Here is an 18,377-nt window from a genome sequence, read left to right as displayed (position 1 = left end):
CCGCGGGGGCGAAAAACGGCGACGCGAGGAGAATGCCAAACACAGCCGCGAATCCCGCGCGCGACTGGCGTCCAAGTATAGGCTGTCCGGCGTCTATCACGATCCCTGCTGTTCCCAAGCGACGGCGTGCCTGACGATTAGCGCGGCTCCTTCACGCTGCCAACAAGCAAGCCGGCAATCTGTAGATCCCGCCGCCGAAATTCCGCCTGCTGTGTTTTCCGTGCGCCAGTTGGATCCGCTCGCACACCATTCCGGCCTTGGCGATCCGGCCATCCCCTTGGAAAATTGGGAGAATTTGCGCCCTGTTCTCTCAATCGCGGCCCCGGTAGACTGGCTGGAGCCAAGAGAATCCTATGCTGATTCCTCAGTCGCCCCCTCCGCCCTTCAGCGCGCCCTACGCGCCTGACGATCGTGCCATGGCCGCCCGCCTGCTCGGGGCCGTGCGGCTGGATGCGGCGCAGGAGAAGCGCATCGATCGCATGGCAAGGCGGCTGATCGAGGCCATCAGGGCCAACGACGATCCGCTCGGCGGCGTCGAGGACATGCTGCGCGAATTCGCGCTGTCGACCAAGGAGGGGCTGGCGCTGATGGTGCTGGCGGAAGCGTTGCTGCGGGTGCCGGACGCCCGCACCGCCGACCAGTTCATCGAGGACAAGCTCGCGCAGGGCGACTTCATCCATCACGAAACCAGGTCGAGCGCGTTCCTGGTCAACGCGTCGGCGTGGGCGCTCGGGATGTCGGCCCGCGTGATCCAGCCCGGCGAGACCCCGCAGGGGACCATCGGCCGGCTCACCAAGCGTCTGGGCGCGCCGGCCGTGCGGGCGGCGACGCGGCAGGCGATGCGGCTGATGGGCAATCATTTCGTGCTCGGCGAAACCATTGAAGCCGCGCTGTCGCGGGCGCAGCCGCACCCGTCGCGCCATCAACGCTACTCCTTCGACATGCTCGGCGAAGGCGCGCGCACGGCCGACGATGCCGCGCGCTATTTCAATTCCTATTCAAGCGCGATCGAGGCGATCGGCCGCACGGCCGGCGAGCGTCCCCTGCCCGACCGGCCCGGTATCTCGGTCAAGCTCTCGGCATTGCATCCGCGCTTCGAGGCCGTGAGCCGCGCACGAGTGATGAGCGAACTGGTCCCGCGCCTGATCGATCTCGCCCGGCAAGCTAAATCCTATGACCTCAATTTCACTGTCGATGCCGAGGAAGCGGACCGGCTGGAATTGTCGCTCGATGTGATAGCGGCAGCGGTCAGTGATTCCTCGCTGACAGGCTGGGACGGCTTTGGCCTGGCGATCCAGGCCTACCAGAAGCGCGCCTCCGACGTAATCGCTTACGTCGATGGTCTCGCACGCAGCCTCGACCGCAAAATGATGGTGCGGCTGGTGAAGGGCGCCTATTGGGACACCGAGATCAAGCGCGCGCAGGAACGCGGGCTCGACGGCTATCCCGTGTTCACCCGCAAGGCGATGACGGATTTGAACTACGTCGCCTGCGCGCAGCAATTGCTGGCGCTGCGCCCCCGAATTTTTCCGCAGTTCGCCACGCATAATGCGCTGACGGTCGCGACCATCCTCGAACTGGCAACGGACCAGAGCGGATTCGAATTCCAGCGCCTGCACGGCATGGGCGAAGCGCTCTACGCAAAGCTCGGCGAGGACCGCCCCGACATCACCCATCGCACCTACGCCCCGGTCGGCAGCCACCGCGATCTGCTGGCCTATCTGGTGCGGCGATTGCTGGAGAATGGCGCCAACTCATCCTTTGTTGCGCTCGCCGCCGACGAGGCGATGCCGGTCTCGCAATTGCTGCGGCGTCCGGCCGATATCATCGGCAGTGCCGACAATGCCAGCCATCCGAACATTCCGTTGCCGCGCGACCTCTATGGGCCGGCGCGGAAAAATTCACGCGGGATCGAATTCGGCGAGCGCGCGGCGCTGGAGCAACTCGTTTCGGCCATCGCCACCGAACCAACACCCGCAGCGGGCAGCATGGCCGACGCAACGGAGGCGGAGGCCAATGCAGCGATCGCGGCCGCGCGCGACGGTTTCAAGCACTGGACACGAACGCCAGCCGAGATGCGCGCGGCGGCGCTGGAGCAGGCCGCCAATCTGCTGGAGCGGCGTGCGGCGCATTTCGTCGCGTTGCTGCAACGCGAGGGCGGCAAGACACTCGATGATTCGATCTCGGAAGTCCGCGAGGCCGTGGATTTCTGTCGTTACTATGCTGCGCAGGGACGCGAGTTGTTCGGCGAAGGCAAGGCGATGCCGGGACCGACCGGCGAGAGCAATGTGCTTCGCCTGCGCGGCCGTGGCGTTTTCGTCGCGATCTCGCCGTGGAATTTTCCGCTGGCGATCTTCCTGGGCCAGGTCGCGGCAGCCCTGGTGGCGGGCAACGCAGTCGTTGCGAAGCCGGCCGAGCAAACGCCGCTGATTGCGGCTGAAGCCGTCAAGCTGTTGCATGAAGCCGGCGTGCCCGCGTCAGCGCTGCATCTGGTGGCAGGCGCCGGCCGGATCGGCGGCGCGCTCGTGGCGCATCCCGATGTCGCCGGTGTCGTCTTCACGGGCTCGACGGAAGTGGCGCGAACGATCAACCGCGCGCTCGCCGCCAAGGACGGGCCGATTGTGCCGCTGATCGCCGAGACCGGCGGCATCAATGCCATGATCGTCGATGCTACCGCGCTGCCCGAACAGGTCGCCGACGACGTCGTGACCTCGGCATTCCGCTCCGCCGGCCAGCGCTGCTCGGCGCTGCGGCTGCTGTTCCTGCAGGACGACGTCGCCGACCGCATGATCGAGATGATCGCGGGCGCGGCGCGCGAGCTTGTCATCGGCGATCCCTCCGATCCCGCTACGCATATCGGCCCGGTGATCGATGCCGAGGCCAAGCAGCGGCTGGACGCGCATATCGAACGCATGAAGAAAGAAGCCCGGGTGCACTTTGCGAGTAACGCACCACAAGGCAAGTATGTCGCGCCGCATATTTTCGAATTGTCAGATGCCGGCCGGCTCACGGAAGAAATATTCGGCCCGGTGCTGCATGTCGTGCGCTACCGCGCCGAACGGTTCGACCTGGTGCTGCAGGCGGTCGAGCGCTCCGGCTACGGGCTGACGCTCGGCATCCATTCACGGATCGACGATACGGTGGAGGACGCGATCGAGCGCCTCCAGGTCGGCAACATCTATGTCAACCGCAACATGATCGGCGCGGTGGTCGGCGTGCAGCCGTTCGGTGGCCACGGGCTATCGGGCACCGGGCCGAAGGCCGGCGGGCCGCATTATCTCGCGCGTTTTGCAACCGAGCAGACGGTGACCGTCAATACGGCCGCAGCCGGCGGAAATGCAGCGCTGATGTCCGGCGGGGAGTAGTTGCATCGCCCCTTCGAGATAGGCCAAATGGCGTTTGAACCGGATCGCTCATCGCGATAATTCAGCAAGAGCAACAAACGTCACGGAGCGGCGCTACGATGGATAAGGGTATTTTCGAAGGCCTCCAGGTTCTGGACTGCGCGAGTTTCATTGCAGCGCCTGCGGCCGCCACCGTGCTGTCGGATTTCGGCGCCGACGTCATCAAGATCGAGCCGCCCGGCGCCGGCGATCCCTATCGCAACCTGCCGAATTTGCCGGGCTACCCGCATAGCGAGCATAATTTCGCGTGGATGCTGGAAGCCCGCAACAAGAAGAGCCTCGCGCTCGATCTCTCGAAGCCCGAGGGGCAGGCGGTGCTGCATCGGCTGGCCGCGCAAGCCGACGTCTTCATCACCAATTATCCGCCGCAGGTGCGCGAGCGGCTCGGCATCACCCACAACCATCTGGCACCCCTCAACGAACGCCTGATCTATGCCTCCTTCACCGGTTACGGCGAAAAGGGCGAGGAAGCCAACAAGCCGGGCTTCGACTCCAACGCCTACTGGGCGCGCTCGGGCCTGATGGACCTGGTGCGAGCGGACGAACACACGACGCCGGCGCGATCGATCGCGGGCATGGGCGACCACCCCTGCGCGATGGCGTTCTACGGCGCGATCGTCACTGCGCTCTACAAGCGCGAGCGCACCGGCAAGGGCTCGCATGTCAGCTCCAATTTGATGGCCAATGGCGTCTGGGCCGCCTCGGTGCTGGCGCAGGCCAAACTGGTCGGCGCGAAGTTCGGCGAACGCCGGCCGCGCGAGCGCGCGCTCAACGCGGTCACCAATCACTACCAGTGCAAGGACGGACGCTGGCTGATCCTGTCGCTGCTCAACGAGGACCGGCAATGGCCGACGCTGGCGCGCTGCCTCGGCCGCGAGGACCTCATCACCGATTCGAGATTCGAAACCAAGAAAGACCGCCATGCGCGATCGCTCGAACTGATCAAGATCTTCGACGAGACCTTTGCGACCAGGGATCTTGCCGAATGGCGCAAGATCCTCGACGGCAACGGGCTGGTGTTCGGCGTGGTCGGCATCCTCGACGACATTCCGAACGACAAGCAGATGATCGAGAACGAGGTGCTGGTGCCGTTCGAGAACGATACCATGCTGACGATCTCCAGCCCGATCTGGGTGGATGGCAGCAAGAAGGTGCAGCCGCGCAAGCCGCCCGCGATCGGCGAGCACAGCGACGAGATCCTGCGCAACGCGGGCTATGACGAAGCCGCGATTGGCAAGCTGCGCGCGGCCGGCGCGGTGGCGTAAGGAAGCAGACCATGCCCAGCTATCGCCTGCATTACTTCCCGGAGTCGGGAAACAGCTACAAGCTCGCGCTGATGCTCACGCTGTGCGGCGAGCACTTCGAGCCGGTATGGACCGATTTCGGCGGCGGCGTCACGCGCACGCCGGAATGGCGGCGCGACGTCAACGAGATGGGCGAAATTCCGGTGCTCGAGGTCGACGGCGAACGCCTGACACAGACCGCGCCGATCCTGCTTAAGCTGGCAAAGCAATTCGGCCGGTTCGGCGGCGAGACCGAGCAGGAGCAGTTCGAACTGCTGCGCTGGCTGTTCTGGGACAACCACAAGCTCACCGGCTACATGGCAACCTACCGCTATTTTCGGACCTTCACGCCGTCGCCGGACGAGCACGTCCTGAAACATTTCCGCAGGCGGCTTGATGATTTCCTGGCGATCCTCGAACAGCACATGCAGAAGAATGCATTCGCCATCGGCGAACGGCCAACGGTGGCCGACATATCGATGATGGCTTATCTGCATTATCCCGCCGATGAAACCGGGTACGATCTGGCGGCGAGCCATCCCGCGATCAACGCCTGGCTTAAGCGCATGGCGCAATTGCCGGGCTGGAAATCGGCCTATGATCTGCTGCCCGGCAAGCGCCTGACGCACTACGCCAAGTGACAGTTCGCGCTAACGGCTTTTGACGAAGCACATGCCGATGCGCGAGATCTTGCCGGCGGCCTGACAGGTCAGGCCCTCGGCGCAGGTCCAATCCCGAAAACTTCCGTCATTGCTGGCGGCCGGCTTACCCTGCACATAACAATGCGCGCCCCAGCCGTCGTAGTAATTGGTGCCGGCGAGTTCGGTGCTGCCGCGCAACTGCGGACGGCTGGCGAACCCGCGCGAGTAATCCGGCGTCTTGCCGTCGCGCAGGCTTGCGAGAATATCGCGTCGGCGGATCTGGTCGCCGAAGAAATGCGGCGACGCCGGCACGACCGTCGAGTTCGACGGATTTTCCGCCATCCAGTCGACACCGGGGAAGTGAAAGCCGCCGATGCCGCGCGTCTGGTGGCAGCCCGAGCAGGTCACGTCGTTGAGCCGCCGCTCGAACCCGGCAGGCGAGCGGATGTTCTGCAGCTTCACGCCGCCTTCCACGGCCTTCCTCAACGCTGCCACGATGTCGGCCTCGCTGAACACGGCACCCTCGCCTTGCACCAGTCCGAATTCCGGCTCCAGGTCCGACGGATCGAACCCGACCGGCGTCGGCGCAATCGCGCCGCTGGCAAGGAATTTTTCCGGGATCAGCGCGGTGCCACGATCGAACGCGACGAGATTGACGGGATCGAGCAGCCATGCTCTGAACTCGCGCTTGAGGCCATCGTCGGCCAGAAGGCGCGCGCGATCGATCTGGTTTTCCATCGGCGCTTCCGCGAAGACGCGCGCGTTCCGATCGTAGCGAAACACCTTCAACAGATAGTCGGTGCGGAAATCGCGAACCGACGATTTCGGCGCGTGCGCGATCTGCAGATTGGTCTCGATGCGGTCGATATTCTCGTGGCCGATCAGGTCGAGCGGGCCATCCTTTGCCGCCGGTGTCCCACCGAGCGGCGCGGCGAGCCAGCGATTGGCGATTTTGGAACAGGTGATCGTGGATCCCTCGCCTTTCGCCTTCAGCACGAGGTTCAACGTCATCGGCAGCCGCGGCGGCGAAGCGTTGTCGCCGGCCGCTTTGTTCTTCCGCGTCAGCCGATAGATCATGCGGATCTCGCCGCAGCTTGCTTCGGATGCGTAAGCGCGGTCCATCCGGTTAACGATGCCGGCCAGCACGAACCGCGTCTCTGCCGAATAAAGCAGCGCGCGGTCGAACAATTGGAAATCAAAGCCCTCGCCGACGCCGATCGTCTCCTTCGGCAGGTTCGCTCGGTGCCGCGCGACATAGCGATCGAACTCGCCATCGATCGCCTGCCGGACTGGCGCCATCGACGGCACGGCGAACAGCTCGCTATTGGCGAGCGGAATATCAGCCGGCCGCTCCGGCAGCAGCATGCGATCGAGACGAAATTTTCCGCCGTCGAGTTCGCGCAACGTCGCGGGATCGGTGATGGCTGTTCCGCGTTCCAGCGCCGCATCCTGTGCCGCGCGCGCCGGCAAAGCGCCGCACAGCAGAGCAAATACGATGGCGAGAAATCCTGGCGCGCGGCTCATGTCCCAACTAACACCGCGCAATGAGACCTATTCAAGAAAAAAGGCGCTTCACGTCGCCGTGAAGCGCCTTCCTGTTCATGTGTCGTCCCGTCAGCGCGCGACGATCAGGCCCTTGCTGGTCACGACCACCCAGCGGCCGTCCTGCCTGCGAATGGCGTCAACACGGCCGAGGCCGGGAATGGGATCGCCGGCATAGACCTCGTACATGCCGCGGCGGCCCTCGATCAGGGCGCTGCCGTTGGCGACGTCCCGCAATACCCAGCCTTCGACCGTCGGCAGCCGGGCAACCTCGGGCTTGGGCGGAGCTCCAGAGGTAGGAGGAGCCGCAGGCGGCGCGGCGGCTGCGGCTTGCTGCGGTATCGACCCCGTGACTTCCTTCGCAGGAGCCGGCGCAGCGGCAGCCGTCGTGGACGCCTGAGCGGCGCGAAGCTTGTCGACGGTCTCGCTGAGCTTGGCGAGTTTCGCGCCGGGCTCGGCCTGCGCCTTCTCGACCTTGTCGAGGCGGTCGCTGGCCTTGTTGAGCTGGCCCGTCGTCGTCTTGGAATTATGCTCGAGGCTTGATTTCAGCGCGACGATCTCGGCGTCGATCCGTGCCACCGAGGCTTCGAGCACGCTGTCCTTTGCCGACGCCTGGACTGAGGCTTGAGCCGATTCTCCGGCCATCAGCTTTCCAAACCCCGCGGTTGCCAGCGCGCCACCAAGCGCACCCGCCACCGTCGCCAGCGCGACCACGGCGGCCATCGCCCCGAATCGGCGCTTGCCGGACGATCCTTCCGCCGGCGCAGCCTTCGCATCGGCTCCGACGCGGTCGCCGGGCGACATGATCGTCACATTGCCGGGAAAGCGCGGCGCTTCCGGCTTCACGGCGTCGATCTTGGGAGGCTCAGCCTTTGAGGCCTCGACCTTTGGCGCTTCCATCTTGACGGCGTCCACCTTCGGGGCGTCCTTGGCCACATCGGGCTTCGGCGAGGTCTCTTCCTGCTCGGGCGCGAGTTTTGCCGCCTCGACCTCCGCCGCGGCCGTCACCGGCTCGCCTGGCGCAGGCATGTCGGGAGTGGCCGGCCCGGCGCCAAGAGTTCCGGTCTCACCGCTGGCGGGCTGGGGTTGCTGATCGCTCACGTTAGATTCTCCAGAATTGATTGACCATTTGGTAACTTTTATTACTTGCCAAATCCTTACCGGTGGCGGCCTTACCGAAATTTTAGGAACTCTTCCGGCCCGGTTTTGGGCCGCAAATGTCGGCCGGCCCGGTACCGAGCCGCCTAATGCTGCCCCGCGGCATCCTTGCTGGTTCCGTTTGCGCCGGTCTGTTTCCCGACTAACATGGACCAACCAGCCAGAAAGGCAGGTGGCCACCATGACCATCGAGAAATGCATCAATGAGTTTGATGTAGATGACGTCATTTTTGAGGAAGGCTCGACCGGGCGGGAACTGTTCGTGGTGCTCGACGGCCAGGTCGAGATCGCCAAGATGAACGGCCCCAGCAAGACGGTGATCGTCACGCTCGGCAAGGGTGAGTTTTTCGGCGAGATGGCTGTCATCGACGGCTCGTCCCGTTCGGCAACCGCCATTGCGGCCGCCCCAAACACCCGCGTGATGCGGATCAACCATGCCCGCTTCGTTTACCTGGTCAGCCAGCAGCCGGCCTTTGCGCTGATGATCATGGATGCGCTCAGTAAACGGTTGCGCGCGTCGAACGCTGTCACCTTCAGAGCCGCGGCCAATTCATGAGCGAGCGGAAGCCGAGCCCATTCAAGACGCTGTTCGAGACCGAGGTCTGCACGCTGATCCAGGCCGCCGAAGACGTCTATCAGATCCGCTTCAAGAATCGCGCGGCGAACGCTTATCTGGTGCGCGGCAGTTCGCGCACCATCATGATCGATGCCGGGCTGTCGTCGAACTATCCGCATCTCGTGAAATGCCTCGAGCACCTCGACTGCCCGCCCGAGAAGATCGACATGGTGGTGCTGAGCCACGAGCATCTCGACCACATCGGCGCGGCCTATCATTTCCACGGCCGCGCCTTCATCGCCGCACATCGGCTGGCCGCCAACAAGATCATGCTGCGCGACGACTTCTCGATGCTGCGCAAGATGTTCAACGAGCCGAACGTGCCGATCAATATCGATCTCTGGCTGGAAGAAGGCAACTTGATCGACCTCGGCAATTTCCGCCTCAGCGTGATGTACACGCCCGGCCACACCTCGGCCTGCATCACGCTGTTCGAACCGGACAAGGGATTGCTGTTCGCCTCCGATACGCTGATGCCGGGCGGCGTGATGGGCGGCGTGTTCGGCTCCGGCAGCATCGCCGATTACATCCAGTCGCTGGAGCGGCTGAAGGGCCTGAACTCGAAGATCTTGCTGTCGGGCCACGGGCGACTGTCCGACACCCCGCAGGACGACGTGCGGATCGCGATCCAGCGCTCGCACGGATTGCTGTCGGACACTGCGCAATTGTTCGACGCACTGGATGCGCGGGCGAATTTCGAACCGATCATGCAATCGGTTCGCGACCTCAACAAGCTCGACGACAGCTAGGCCCGTAGCCCGGATGGAGCGAAGCGCAATCCGGGAACAGCACGCAACAATTCAGGACAGCCCCGGATTACGCTCCGCTCCATCCGGGCTACGCTCGGTCTCGGCTCTGCGGTGCCAGGCCGCCAATAGCGCGCCATTTGACAAACGCTGCGGCGGAATGTTCAACGGCTCCCACAACCATCACAAGAAAATAAGGGAGAGACAGCATCATGAAGTTCTACGACTCGGTCGGACCGAATCCCCGCATCGTCCGCATGTTCATGGCGGAAAAGGGCATCGAGGTGCCGAAGCAGATCGTCGATCTGCGCAAGGGCGAGAACCGTGAAGCCGAGCATTTGAAGCGCAATCCGCACGGCCAGATGCCGACGCTCGAACTCGACGACGGCAACTATCTGTCCGAGATCACCGCGATCTGCGAATACCTCGAAGAGAAGCACCCGGCCCCCGCGATGATCGGGACGACACCGGAGGAGCGCGCCGAATGCCGGATGTGGACCCGCCGCGTCGACCTCAACATCTGCGAGCATCTGGGCAACGGCTTTCGCTTCGGCGAAGGTCTCAAGTTTTTCGAAAAACGAATTCCCTGCGCGCCTGAGGCCTCGCCCGGGCTGAAGATGATCGCTGCCAACCGCCTGCAATGGCTCAACGGCCAGATGGCCGACGGCCGCGACTATCTCTGCGGCAAGCGCTTCACGCTGGCCGACATCCTGCTCTATGGCTGGCTCGATTTCGCCGGCCAGGTCGGCCAGCCGCTCGATCCCGCCAATGCCAATATCGTCGCATGGATGGCGCGTGTGGGAGAGCGGCCATCGGCGAAGGCGTGAACGGAGCAATCGTCCCTCATCAAAAGAAAAGGCCGGCGGGCGTTACGCCGCCGACCCTGTCTTGCAACTGCCGGCTCGTGGGTCCGGTTCCGTTGCTTTGCATTCCGTTGCTAGAACTATTTTGATCAATAGCACCCGGTGCCGGCTGACGCCATTGCGCGCAGGTATTGCCGAACCGTACCGAGGTAGGCTCACACCATGGAAACGGATGTGCCGACTATCCATTGGTTTAGGGTGGCGGTGAGCTACATCACCACTGGCGTATCCGGCAGTTCATTCGAGCCGCTACCGCTCCTCGGAAAATACGTGGCCAATTCGCGCGACACGGCTTCTATCCCCTTGATCACGCCGCGTTCGAAATTCCCTGCTCTGAAGTCCGTTTCCATCTCCCGGCATATTCTTTCCCAGCCCGCTGTGCCCACCCTCGCGTTGATGCCGCGGTCGGCGACGATTTCGACATCGCGATCGGCGAGCAGAAGATAGATCAGCACGCCGTTATTGTGCGCGGTGTCCCAGATCCGCAACTGCGAAAAAATATCCAGCGCCCGCTCCCGCGCCGGCTGATTGCGAAACAGCGGCGCGCCATCGAGCGCTCCTTCCACCACGAAACGCACCTCGCCGGAATGGGTGGCTTCGCCTGACTTGATCGCCTGCTCGATCCTCGCCAGCGCTTGCGGCGGAAAGATGCGCCGCAGCCGCCAGCGGTGTTCGAGGAGATGCCTGCCGATGCGCCTAATGCTCATGCTACCAGCTCCCCGATGCGCCGCCGCCGCCAAAGCTGCCGCCGCCGCCACTGAAGCCGCCGCTCGAACTGCCACTGCTGCTGCGACTACCGCTCCAATCGCTGCCGCCAGTCGACCAGCCGCCACGTGTGCCGCGGCTACCACCAGAGGGTATCAGATCGATGAACGCAGAAATGAGGAACACGAGTACGCCGATAGCCGCAGCCGCCCCGAGGCTGCCGACGAGGAGCCAGGCCAAAGCTCCGACGAAGCCGCCGGTCGCGGCCGAACCGATCAGCCGGCCAAGTGACGCCCTTAGCGCGCCGCCGACAATGAACACGAAGGCAAGGACGAAAGGATTGAACGGGTCGATGGTGTTGAACAGGCCGGGACTTTGCCAATGCGGCGGCTCCGGCTCGGGTAATTTTTCGCCCTCGGCGACTCGGATTATCCGGTTGATCCCGGCAGAAACTCCGCCGGCGAAATCGCCGGTCTTGAATTTCGGCGTGATGTCCTCGTCGATGATGCGCTTCGTGGTGACATCGGTGAGTGCGCCTTCGAGGCCATAACCGACCTCGATCCGCAAGCGTCGATCGTTCCTGGCGATGACGAGCAGCGCGCCGTCGTCGATCTTCTTGCGGCCGATCTTCCAGGCTTCCGCGACCCGAAGCGAAAATTGCTCGATTGCCTCGCCGTCCGTCGTCGGCACGATCAGCACCGCGATCTGGCTGCCCTTTCGCGTCTCCAGATTCTTCAGTTGCTGCGTCAGCGAGGCGATGTCGCTGGCCGCGAGGGTGCCGGTCTGATCGACCACCCGTCCGCTCAAGGCCGGCACCGCGACGAGCGCCAGCGCCGAACAAGCCCAGCAAAGCAGTAGCGCGAGAATGGAGGCTCTTGCAGCGTTCATCGCAAGTCGCCTGCTCACCCCGTCACTTCGCGGGCGCCGGCGTCGGGTTGAAGTCCACCTTCGGCGCCGTCGAGATCGCCTTCTCGTTATCGACCGTGAAGCCCGGCTTCTCCTTGTAGCCAAAGGCCATCGCCGTCAGATTGTTCGGGAAGGTGCGGATGCCGACATTATAGTCCTGCACCGCCTTGATGTAGCGGTTGCGCGCCACGGTGATGCGGTTTTCGGTGCCTTCGAGCTGCGCCATCAGATCGCGAAACAGGGCGTCCGACTTGAGCTGCGGATAGTTCTCGGTCACCACCAACAGCCGCGACAGCGCGCTCGTGAGTTCGCTCTGGGCGGCCTGGAATTTCTGGAATGCGGCGGGATCGTTCAGCACCTCCGGCGTCGCCTGGACGCTGCCGACCTTGGCGCGCGCATTGGTAACGCCGAGCAGAACGTCCTTTTCCTGCTGCGCAAAGCCCTTCACGGAATTAACGAGGTTGGGCACCAGATCGGCGCGGCGCTGGTATTGGTTGACCACTTCCGACCAACCCGACTTGACCTGCTCGTCGTTGGTCTGGATCGCGTTGTAACCGCAATTGGTCAGGCTCAGCGTCGCCAGCGCCGCCAGCACGGTCCAAAATCTGCGCATTGGGCTCTCCCAAAAGAAATCAAACGCCAACCTACCAGATTGGTTGCGTCAGGTATGCAGGTGTGAGCCTGCCTCAGGTCTGTTTCGCAGCCGAAGGGCCCTTGCGTATCATTTGCCGAAATTACAACATGGCCGCCAACAATAAGGGAAACGCGAGGGCGTCATGAAGTTCGAGACCATCGTCGTGGAACGGCCGGAGTCACGCATCGCGCGGATCGTGATGAACCGGCCCGAGGCGCGCAACGCGCAGAACCTGCAGATGACTTACGACCTCAACGCCGCGTTCGACCAGGCGGTGCAGGACGACGCGGTCAAGGTCATCATCCTCGCCGGCAACGGCCCGCATTTTTCGTCAGGACATGACCTGCGCCCCGGCGGCAAGAACAACGCTGGCATTGATTTTCCGCCGGTCGGAAATTGGGGCGGCTTCGCCGAACCCAACGCCCACGGCCGCTTCGCGCGCGAGCAGGAAATCTATCTGCAGATCACGCGGCGCTGGCGCAATCTGGCGAAACCTACGATCGCCGAGGTGCACGGCAAGTGTATCGCCGGCGGACTGATGCTGGCCTGGGCCTGCGATCTGATTGTCGCAAGCCACGATGCAGAGTTCTGCGATCCCGTGGTGACCATGGGCGTCTGCGGCGTCGAATGGTTCGTGCATCCCTGGGAACTGGGCCCACGCAAGGCCAAGGAATTGCTGTTCACCGCTGACGTCTGGAGCGCGGACGAAGCGCACCGGCTCGGTATGGTCAATCATGTAGTGCCGCGCGACGAACTTTCTTCGTTCGTGATGAAGCTTGCTGAAAGGATCGCAGCCAAACCCTCGTTCGCGCTGAAGCTGACAAAAGAAGCCGTCAATCGCTCGATCGACGTGATGGGCCAGCCGGCGGCGATCGAGCAGGCGTTCGCGCTGCATCAGCTCTGCCACGCGCATAACCTGCAGCAATTCGGAATGATCGTGGATCCCTCAGGCCTGCACCCCTCCGTCAGAAAACCGGCACAAACAAAATAGAACGAGCAAAGTAGATCAGATGGACCTTACCCCAAGTGACGAGCAGCGGTTGCTGCGCGAAAGTGCCGACCGCTTCGTCAGCGAGACCTATACCGCCGATCATCGCCGCAAGGTCGCCAGCGATCCGCTCGGCTTCAGCGCCGACATCTGGAAGCAGTTCGCCGAACTCGGCTGGCTGGCGCTGCCGATTTCGGAGGCCAATGGCGGGCTCGGCGGCGGCGCCATTGAGATCGGTATCCTGATGGAAGCGTTCGGCCGCGGCCTCGTCTCCGAGCCGTATCTCTCGACCGTCGTGATCGGCGCGTCGCTGATCTCGGAATGCGGTACGGAAGCGCAGAAGCAGGCGCTGTTGCCAAAGATCGCCGATGGTTCGCTGTATCTGGCATTCGCACATTCGGAGCGTCAGGCGCGCTTCGATCTGGCTAATGTTCGGGCGATCGCGAAGAAGACGCCTGACGGCTGGCGCCTCGATGGACACAAGATTGCGGTGCTGGACGGCAACGCCGCCGAACAGATCATCGTCTCGGCCCGCGTCGACGATGGCAATGGCAAGCCAGGTAAGCTTTGCCTGTTCCTCGTGCCGCAAGGCACGCGCGGCCTCACCTCACGCGACTTTCCGCGGCTTGGTGGCGGCCGGGCCTGCAATCTCGATCTCCGGGATGTACAGCTTCCTGCAGACGCCCTGCTCGGCGACGGCGGTGACGCGTTGCCCGCGATCGAAGCCGTGATCGACCGCGCCATGGCCGCACTTGGCGCCGAGGCCGTCGGCATCATGCAAACGCTGCTCGACCAGACGCTCGAATACACCAAAATTCGAAAACAGTTCGGGCGGCCGCTGTCCGCCAACCAGGTGATCCGGCATCGCCTCGCTGATATGGCGATGCAATGCGACGAGGCGCGCTCGATGGCCTTGCGCGCCGCGCTGATGGCCGACGCCGAACCAGTCGCGCGCAGCCGGGCGGCCTCGGGTGCGAAAGCCAAGATCGGCAAATGCGCGCGCTTCGTCGCCGAGCAGTCGGTGCAGCTTCACGGCGCCATGGGCGTCACCGAGGAGCTCGATATCGGCGCCTACTTCAAGCGACTGCTCGCCTTTGACACGCTGTTTGGCGGCAGCGCCCATCACTATCGCCGTCACGCCGCGCTCGGCGGCCGTGCCGTTCAGACCTGAAAAGGAGCGCACCATGGATCTTGCTTTCAACGCTGAGGAGCGCGCCTTCGAGAAGGAGGTGCGCGAATTCATCGCGGCCAATCTCACGCCGGAAATGAAACGCGCCACCGCGCTGACGCCGTCGGTATTCTCCGATCCTGATATCGGCATGGCCTGGCAGCGCGCGCTTCACAAGAAGGGCTGGGGCGCGCCGGGTTGGCCGGTTGACCATGGCGGCCCCGACTGGACCCCGTCGCAGCGCTGGATCTTCGAGGCCGAATGCGCCCGCGCCGGCGTGCCCAATGTGAACGTGATGGGCGTCAAGATGGTCGGCCCCGTCATCATCGGCTTCGGTTCGCCCGAGCAGAAGAACTTTTACCTGCCGCAAATTCTCTCCGGCGAGGACTATTGGTGCCAGGGCTATTCTGAGCCGGGCTCCGGCTCCGACCTGTCGTCGCTGAAGACCCGCGCCGTGCGCGATGGCGACGACTACATCGTCAACGGCACCAAGATCTGGACCACGCATGCCCATCACGCTAACCGCATGTTCGCGCTGGTGCGCACCAGCGAGACCGAGCGGCAGCAGGACGGCATCTCCTTCATCCTGATCGACATGAAGACCCCGGGCATCACGACGCGGCCGATTCTTACCATCGGCGGCGACCATGAGGTCAACCAGGTGTTCTTCGACGAGGTGCGCGTGCCTGTCGCGAACCGCGTCGGCGAGGAAGGCAAAGGCTGGACCTATGGCAAATACCTGCTCGAGTTCGAGCGTGGCGCCGGCATCGCCTCGGCGAAATTGCGCGACGCGCTGAAGACGATTTCCGATCTTGCCGAATCCGACGCCACCGGCTGCGCCATCGACGATCCCGATATCGCGGTGCGGATGTCCGAGATCGAGGTCGATATCGATACGCTTGAAATGACCGAACTGCGGGTGCTGTCGGCGTTGCAGACCGGACAAAATCCCGGCGCCGTGTCGTCACTGCTAAAACTGCGCGTCAGCGAAATCCGCCAGGCCGTGACGCGGCTCGGCGTCGACGTGATCGGCAATGACGGCCTCTATGTCGAGCCGGTGCGGCCGCTCTACCGGCTCAACGAGGCGCCGGGAATCCCGGAGGAATTGCTGCCGGTGGTGCCGGAATATCTCAACAGCCGCGCGTATACGATCTTCGGCGGCTCGTCGGAGATCCAGCGGGATATCGTGGCGAAGATGGTGCTGGGATTGTGATTGTTGTCGTTCCGGGGCGATGCAAAGCATCGAACCCGGAACCTCGAGATTCCCGATGTGCACTTGCACATCTGAGGTTCGCGCTAGCGCGCGCCCCGGAATGACGGGTTGAGAGAACGTGCCTATCCGCCCGCAGCCCTCGCATCCCTTATCGCCTGCCACACTTTCGCCGGCGTCAGCGGGGTATTGAGCTGCTTGATGCCGAGTTCGCTCAAGGCATCCATCACACCGTTGGTGACGCAAGGCGGGCCACCGATTGCGCCGGACTCGCCGCAGCCCTTGGCGCCGAGCGGATTGGTGCGGCACGGCGCGGAATCATCCAGCGTCACGATAATCGGCGGGATGTCGTCGGCGCGCGGCACGCAGTAATCCTGGTAGCTCGCGGTCAATAGCTGGCCTTCCTCGCTGTAGGCGACGCCCTCGTACAGCGCCTGCCCAATGCCTTGGGCGACGCCGCCATGCACCTGGCCGGTCACCAGCATCGGGTTGACCGCGATGCCGACGTCGTCGACGGTAGTGTAGCGCACCACCTTGCTGACGCCGGTTTCCGGATCGATCTCGACTTCGCAGATATGCGTGCCGTTAGGCCAGCTTGGCCCGTCGACTTCGCCTTCGGAATCGACGGACAGTCGCGCGCCGTTTTCATTCTTCGCGATTTCGAACAGGCTGATGCGCTTGTCGGTGCCGACCACCGTCAGCCAGCCGTCGCGATACTCAATATCCTCGATGGAGGTTTCGAGCACGTTCGAGGCTTTCTCGCGCGCCTTGTTGATCATGTCGTTACTCGAAACCGCGACCGCCGTGCCGCCGACGAACAGCGAGCGCGAGCCGACGCTGCCGAAGCCGGTCGCCAGATCAGTGTCGCCCTGCACCACGTCGATCTTGTCCATGGGGATGCCGAGCGTGTCGGACACCATCTGGGTGTAGGTGGTCTGAAGGCCCTGCCCCATCGCCATGGTGCCGGAATGCAGGATGATGCGGCCTTCTGCAGTGGCATGCAGGCTGACCTTTTCGGTGTGCGCGCGCCCGCCGGTCCATTCGATGTAGCTGGTGAGGCCGCGGCCGTAGAGCAGGCCCTTCTTCTTCGCCGCCTTCTTGCGCGCGGCAAAGCCGTCCCAGTCCGAAAGCTCCGAGGCGCGCGACAGCATGTGCCCGAAGGCGCCGGAATCGTACACTTGGCCGACCGCATTGGTGTAAGGTAGTTGCGCAGGCTTGATGTAGTTCACCTTGCGGATGGTACGCGGGTCCATGCCGATCTGCCGCGCGGCAGCATCCATCAGGCGCTCGACGATGAACACCGCCTCGGGCCGCCCCGCACCGCGATAGGCGCCGACCGGCGCGGTGTTGGTCATCACCGACTTCACTTCGAAATGCACCAACGGCAGGTCGTAGACGCCGGTCTGCACGAACGGGCCGAGCACCAGCGGAATGATGTTCGCGGTCCCCGACGAGTAGGCTCCGGTGCCGCCGATCGAGCGCACGCGATAGGCGAGCACGCGGCCTTTGGCGTCGAGCGCGAATTCGCCGGTCGAAGTGAGATCGCGGCCATGGGTGCCGCCGACGAACTCGTCGGTGCGGTCGCCGCGCCAGCGGATCTTCCTGTTCAGCCTGGTCGCGGCGTAGGCGACGATGCCATCTTCGGGATAGAGGCTCGTCTTCTGGCCGAAGCCGCCGCCGATATCGCCAACCAGCACGCGAACGCTCTCCTTCGGCCGCTTCAGGATGGATTCGGCGAGCAGGTCACGGGTTGAGCCCGGGGTTTGCGACTGCACATGCAGGATCAACCGGCCGGTTTTCTTCTCGACCTCGGCGATCGTCGAGCGTGGCTCCATCGCCGAGGGCACCAGCCGCTGGCTGACCAGATCGAGCGAAACTTTATGCGCCGCGTTTGCAAACGCTTCTTCGACCTTGGCGGTATCGCCGTAGCTCATGGCGGCCACGATGTTGTCGGGCGCCTCGGGCCACACCGCGGGTGCGCCCGGCTTCACGGCCTCGATGGGATCGACCACGGAGGGCAACACCTCGTAGTCGATTTCGATCGCCTCGGCCGCCGTCTGCGCCAGCACCCGCGATGACGCGACCACTGCCGCCACCGCCTCGCCGGCATAGCGCACGATTTCATGGGCCAGCAGCCGCCGCGGCGGCACCGTCATCGGCTTGCCGTCCGGCCGCTTGAAGATCGCGAGAGTAGGCAGGGTGCCGATATCGTCCTTCACCAAATCCGCACCGGTGTAGACGGCCTCCACCCCGGCCATATCAAGCGCGGCCTTGGTGTCGATCGACTTGATCCTGGCGTGGGCATGGGGCGAGCGCAGCACATAGAGCCACAGCGCGCCCTCCTCCGGCTTGTCGTCGATGAACTGCCCCTTCCCGGTGAGCAGTCTCTGGTCTTCCAAACGCTTGACCGGCTGGCCCGCACCAAAACGCATATTGCCGGGAAGAATGTTCATCTGCTTGTCCTTCGAGCTTCTTGTCGGATCGGGCGGGGTTTTAGCGGTTTTTCCGCTCGA

Annotated in this window: 15 protein-coding genes; 9 read left to right on the top strand and 6 right to left on the bottom strand. The window is 63.7% G+C overall.

The window, feature by feature from the left end:
• The first annotated feature begins 353 nt into the window (after positions 1-353).
• From putA to C7G61_RS29700, 3 genes are all read left to right on the top strand, one after another.
• On the top strand, positions 354-3,365 hold the full coding sequence (gene putA / locus C7G61_RS29710; protein ID WP_108520481.1) for a bifunctional proline dehydrogenase/L-glutamate gamma-semialdehyde dehydrogenase PutA: 3,012 nt from the start codon (positions 354-356) through the stop codon (positions 3,363-3,365).
• A 98-nt stretch (positions 3,366-3,463) separates the two neighbouring features.
• Positions 3,464-4,669, top strand: a complete 1,206-nt coding sequence (locus tag C7G61_RS29705; RefSeq protein WP_108520479.1) for a CaiB/BaiF CoA transferase family protein — start codon at positions 3,464-3,466, stop codon at positions 4,667-4,669.
• A gap of 11 nt (positions 4,670-4,680) precedes the next feature.
• A complete protein-coding gene (locus C7G61_RS29700; protein WP_108520477.1) occupies positions 4,681-5,328 on the top strand; it encodes a glutathione S-transferase family protein in 648 nt (215 codons plus the stop codon).
• A gap of 9 nt (positions 5,329-5,337) precedes the next feature.
• On the opposite strand, the gene C7G61_RS29695 is transcribed toward C7G61_RS29700, so the two are convergent.
• A complete protein-coding gene (locus C7G61_RS29695) occupies positions 5,338-6,852 on the bottom strand; it encodes a hypothetical protein (RefSeq protein ID WP_108520475.1) in 1,515 nt (504 codons plus the stop codon).
• A gap of 90 nt (positions 6,853-6,942) precedes the next feature.
• Complete coding sequence (locus C7G61_RS29690) at positions 6,943-7,971, bottom strand: hypothetical protein (protein ID WP_420836805.1); 1,029 nt, start codon at positions 7,969-7,971, stop codon at positions 6,943-6,945.
• A 238-nt stretch (positions 7,972-8,209) separates the two neighbouring features.
• On the opposite strand from C7G61_RS29690, the gene C7G61_RS29685 reads away from it, so the two are divergent.
• From C7G61_RS29685 to C7G61_RS29675, 3 genes are all read left to right on the top strand, one after another.
• Positions 8,210-8,584 (top strand): Crp/Fnr family transcriptional regulator, encoded by a 375-nt coding sequence (locus C7G61_RS29685; protein WP_108520471.1) that lies wholly within the window; start codon positions 8,210-8,212, stop codon positions 8,582-8,584.
• Positions 8,581-9,393 carry an MBL fold metallo-hydrolase gene (locus C7G61_RS29680; protein ID WP_108520469.1) on the top strand — a complete coding sequence of 271 codons (813 nt, stop codon included), beginning with the start codon at positions 8,581-8,583 and terminating at the stop codon, positions 9,391-9,393. The genes C7G61_RS29685 and C7G61_RS29680 overlap by 4 nt, the downstream gene beginning before the upstream one ends.
• Positions 9,394-9,602: 209 nt before the next feature.
• Positions 9,603-10,217 carry a glutathione S-transferase family protein gene (locus C7G61_RS29675; protein ID WP_108520467.1) on the top strand — a complete coding sequence of 205 codons (615 nt, stop codon included), beginning with the start codon at positions 9,603-9,605 and terminating at the stop codon, positions 10,215-10,217.
• Between the two features lie 245 nt (positions 10,218-10,462).
• Here C7G61_RS29675 and C7G61_RS29670 read toward each other — a convergent pair whose 3' ends face one another.
• The 3 genes from C7G61_RS29670 to C7G61_RS29660 are packed head-to-tail and all read right to left on the bottom strand — an operon-like array spanning position 10,463 to position 12,477.
• The gene (locus C7G61_RS29670) at positions 10,463-10,960 is read right to left on the bottom strand and encodes a TPM domain-containing protein (protein WP_108520465.1); all 498 of its coding nucleotides are present in this window, start codon (positions 10,958-10,960) and stop codon (positions 10,463-10,465) included.
• A 1-nt stretch (position 10,961) separates the two neighbouring features.
• Positions 10,962-11,846, bottom strand: coding sequence for a TPM domain-containing protein (locus C7G61_RS29665; protein WP_108520463.1), 885 nt, complete (start codon positions 11,844-11,846; stop codon positions 10,962-10,964).
• Between the two features lie 22 nt (positions 11,847-11,868).
• Positions 11,869-12,477 (bottom strand): LemA family protein, encoded by a 609-nt coding sequence (locus tag C7G61_RS29660; protein WP_108520460.1) that lies wholly within the window; start codon positions 12,475-12,477, stop codon positions 11,869-11,871.
• Between the two features lie 163 nt (positions 12,478-12,640).
• Between C7G61_RS29660 and C7G61_RS29655 the strand changes: the two genes are divergently transcribed.
• Genes C7G61_RS29655 through C7G61_RS29645 form a run of 3 tightly spaced genes read left to right on the top strand, consistent with a single transcriptional unit; the run spans position 12,641 to position 15,867 of the window.
• Positions 12,641-13,489, top strand: a complete 849-nt coding sequence (locus C7G61_RS29655; RefSeq protein ID WP_108520458.1) for an enoyl-CoA hydratase — start codon at positions 12,641-12,643, stop codon at positions 13,487-13,489.
• 19 nt (positions 13,490-13,508) lie between these two features.
• Positions 13,509-14,657, top strand: a complete 1,149-nt coding sequence (locus C7G61_RS29650) for an acyl-CoA dehydrogenase family protein (RefSeq protein ID WP_108520456.1) — start codon at positions 13,509-13,511, stop codon at positions 14,655-14,657.
• Between the two features lie 13 nt (positions 14,658-14,670).
• Positions 14,671-15,867 (top strand): acyl-CoA dehydrogenase family protein, encoded by a 1,197-nt coding sequence (locus tag C7G61_RS29645; protein ID WP_108520454.1) that lies wholly within the window; start codon positions 14,671-14,673, stop codon positions 15,865-15,867.
• A gap of 122 nt (positions 15,868-15,989) precedes the next feature.
• On the opposite strand, the gene C7G61_RS29640 is transcribed toward C7G61_RS29645, so the two are convergent.
• Positions 15,990-18,317: a xanthine dehydrogenase family protein molybdopterin-binding subunit gene (locus C7G61_RS29640; RefSeq protein ID WP_108520452.1), complete on the bottom strand. Its 2,328-nt coding sequence runs from the start codon at positions 18,315-18,317 to the stop codon at positions 15,990-15,992.
• Between the last annotated feature and the right edge of the window lie 60 nt (positions 18,318-18,377).

It is taken from the genome of Bradyrhizobium algeriense, assembly GCF_003062295.1.
Classification (GTDB): domain Bacteria; phylum Pseudomonadota; class Alphaproteobacteria; order Rhizobiales; family Xanthobacteraceae; genus Bradyrhizobium; species Bradyrhizobium algeriense.
Note: the sequence above shows the minus strand (reverse complement) of the source record. Positions and strands in the feature narration are given on the sequence as shown.

Coding starts and splice junctions, on each gene's coding strand:
- C7G61_RS29670 (WP_108520465.1), bottom strand. CDS start 10,960: ATGAGCATTAGGCGCATCGGCAGGCATCTCCTCGAACACCGCTGGCGG.
- C7G61_RS29695 (WP_108520475.1), bottom strand. CDS start 6,852: ATGAGCCGCGCGCCAGGATTTCTCGCCATCGTATTTGCTCTGCTGTGC.
- C7G61_RS29640 (WP_108520452.1), bottom strand. CDS start 18,317: ATGAACATTCTTCCCGGCAATATGCGTTTTGGTGCGGGCCAGCCGGTC.
- C7G61_RS29675 (WP_108520467.1), top strand. CDS start 9,603: ATGAAGTTCTACGACTCGGTCGGACCGAATCCCCGCATCGTCCGCATG.
- C7G61_RS29650 (WP_108520456.1), top strand. CDS start 13,509: ATGGACCTTACCCCAAGTGACGAGCAGCGGTTGCTGCGCGAAAGTGCC.
- C7G61_RS29665 (WP_108520463.1), bottom strand. CDS start 11,846: ATGAACGCTGCAAGAGCCTCCATTCTCGCGCTACTGCTTTGCTGGGCT.
- C7G61_RS29705 (WP_108520479.1), top strand. CDS start 3,464: ATGGATAAGGGTATTTTCGAAGGCCTCCAGGTTCTGGACTGCGCGAGT.
- C7G61_RS29685 (WP_108520471.1), top strand. CDS start 8,210: ATGACCATCGAGAAATGCATCAATGAGTTTGATGTAGATGACGTCATT.
- C7G61_RS29645 (WP_108520454.1), top strand. CDS start 14,671: ATGGATCTTGCTTTCAACGCTGAGGAGCGCGCCTTCGAGAAGGAGGTG.
- C7G61_RS29680 (WP_108520469.1), top strand. CDS start 8,581: ATGAGCGAGCGGAAGCCGAGCCCATTCAAGACGCTGTTCGAGACCGAG.
- C7G61_RS29660 (WP_108520460.1), bottom strand. CDS start 12,477: ATGCGCAGATTTTGGACCGTGCTGGCGGCGCTGGCGACGCTGAGCCTG.
- putA (WP_108520481.1), top strand. CDS start 354: ATGCTGATTCCTCAGTCGCCCCCTCCGCCCTTCAGCGCGCCCTACGCG.
- C7G61_RS29700 (WP_108520477.1), top strand. CDS start 4,681: ATGCCCAGCTATCGCCTGCATTACTTCCCGGAGTCGGGAAACAGCTAC.
- C7G61_RS29655 (WP_108520458.1), top strand. CDS start 12,641: ATGAAGTTCGAGACCATCGTCGTGGAACGGCCGGAGTCACGCATCGCG.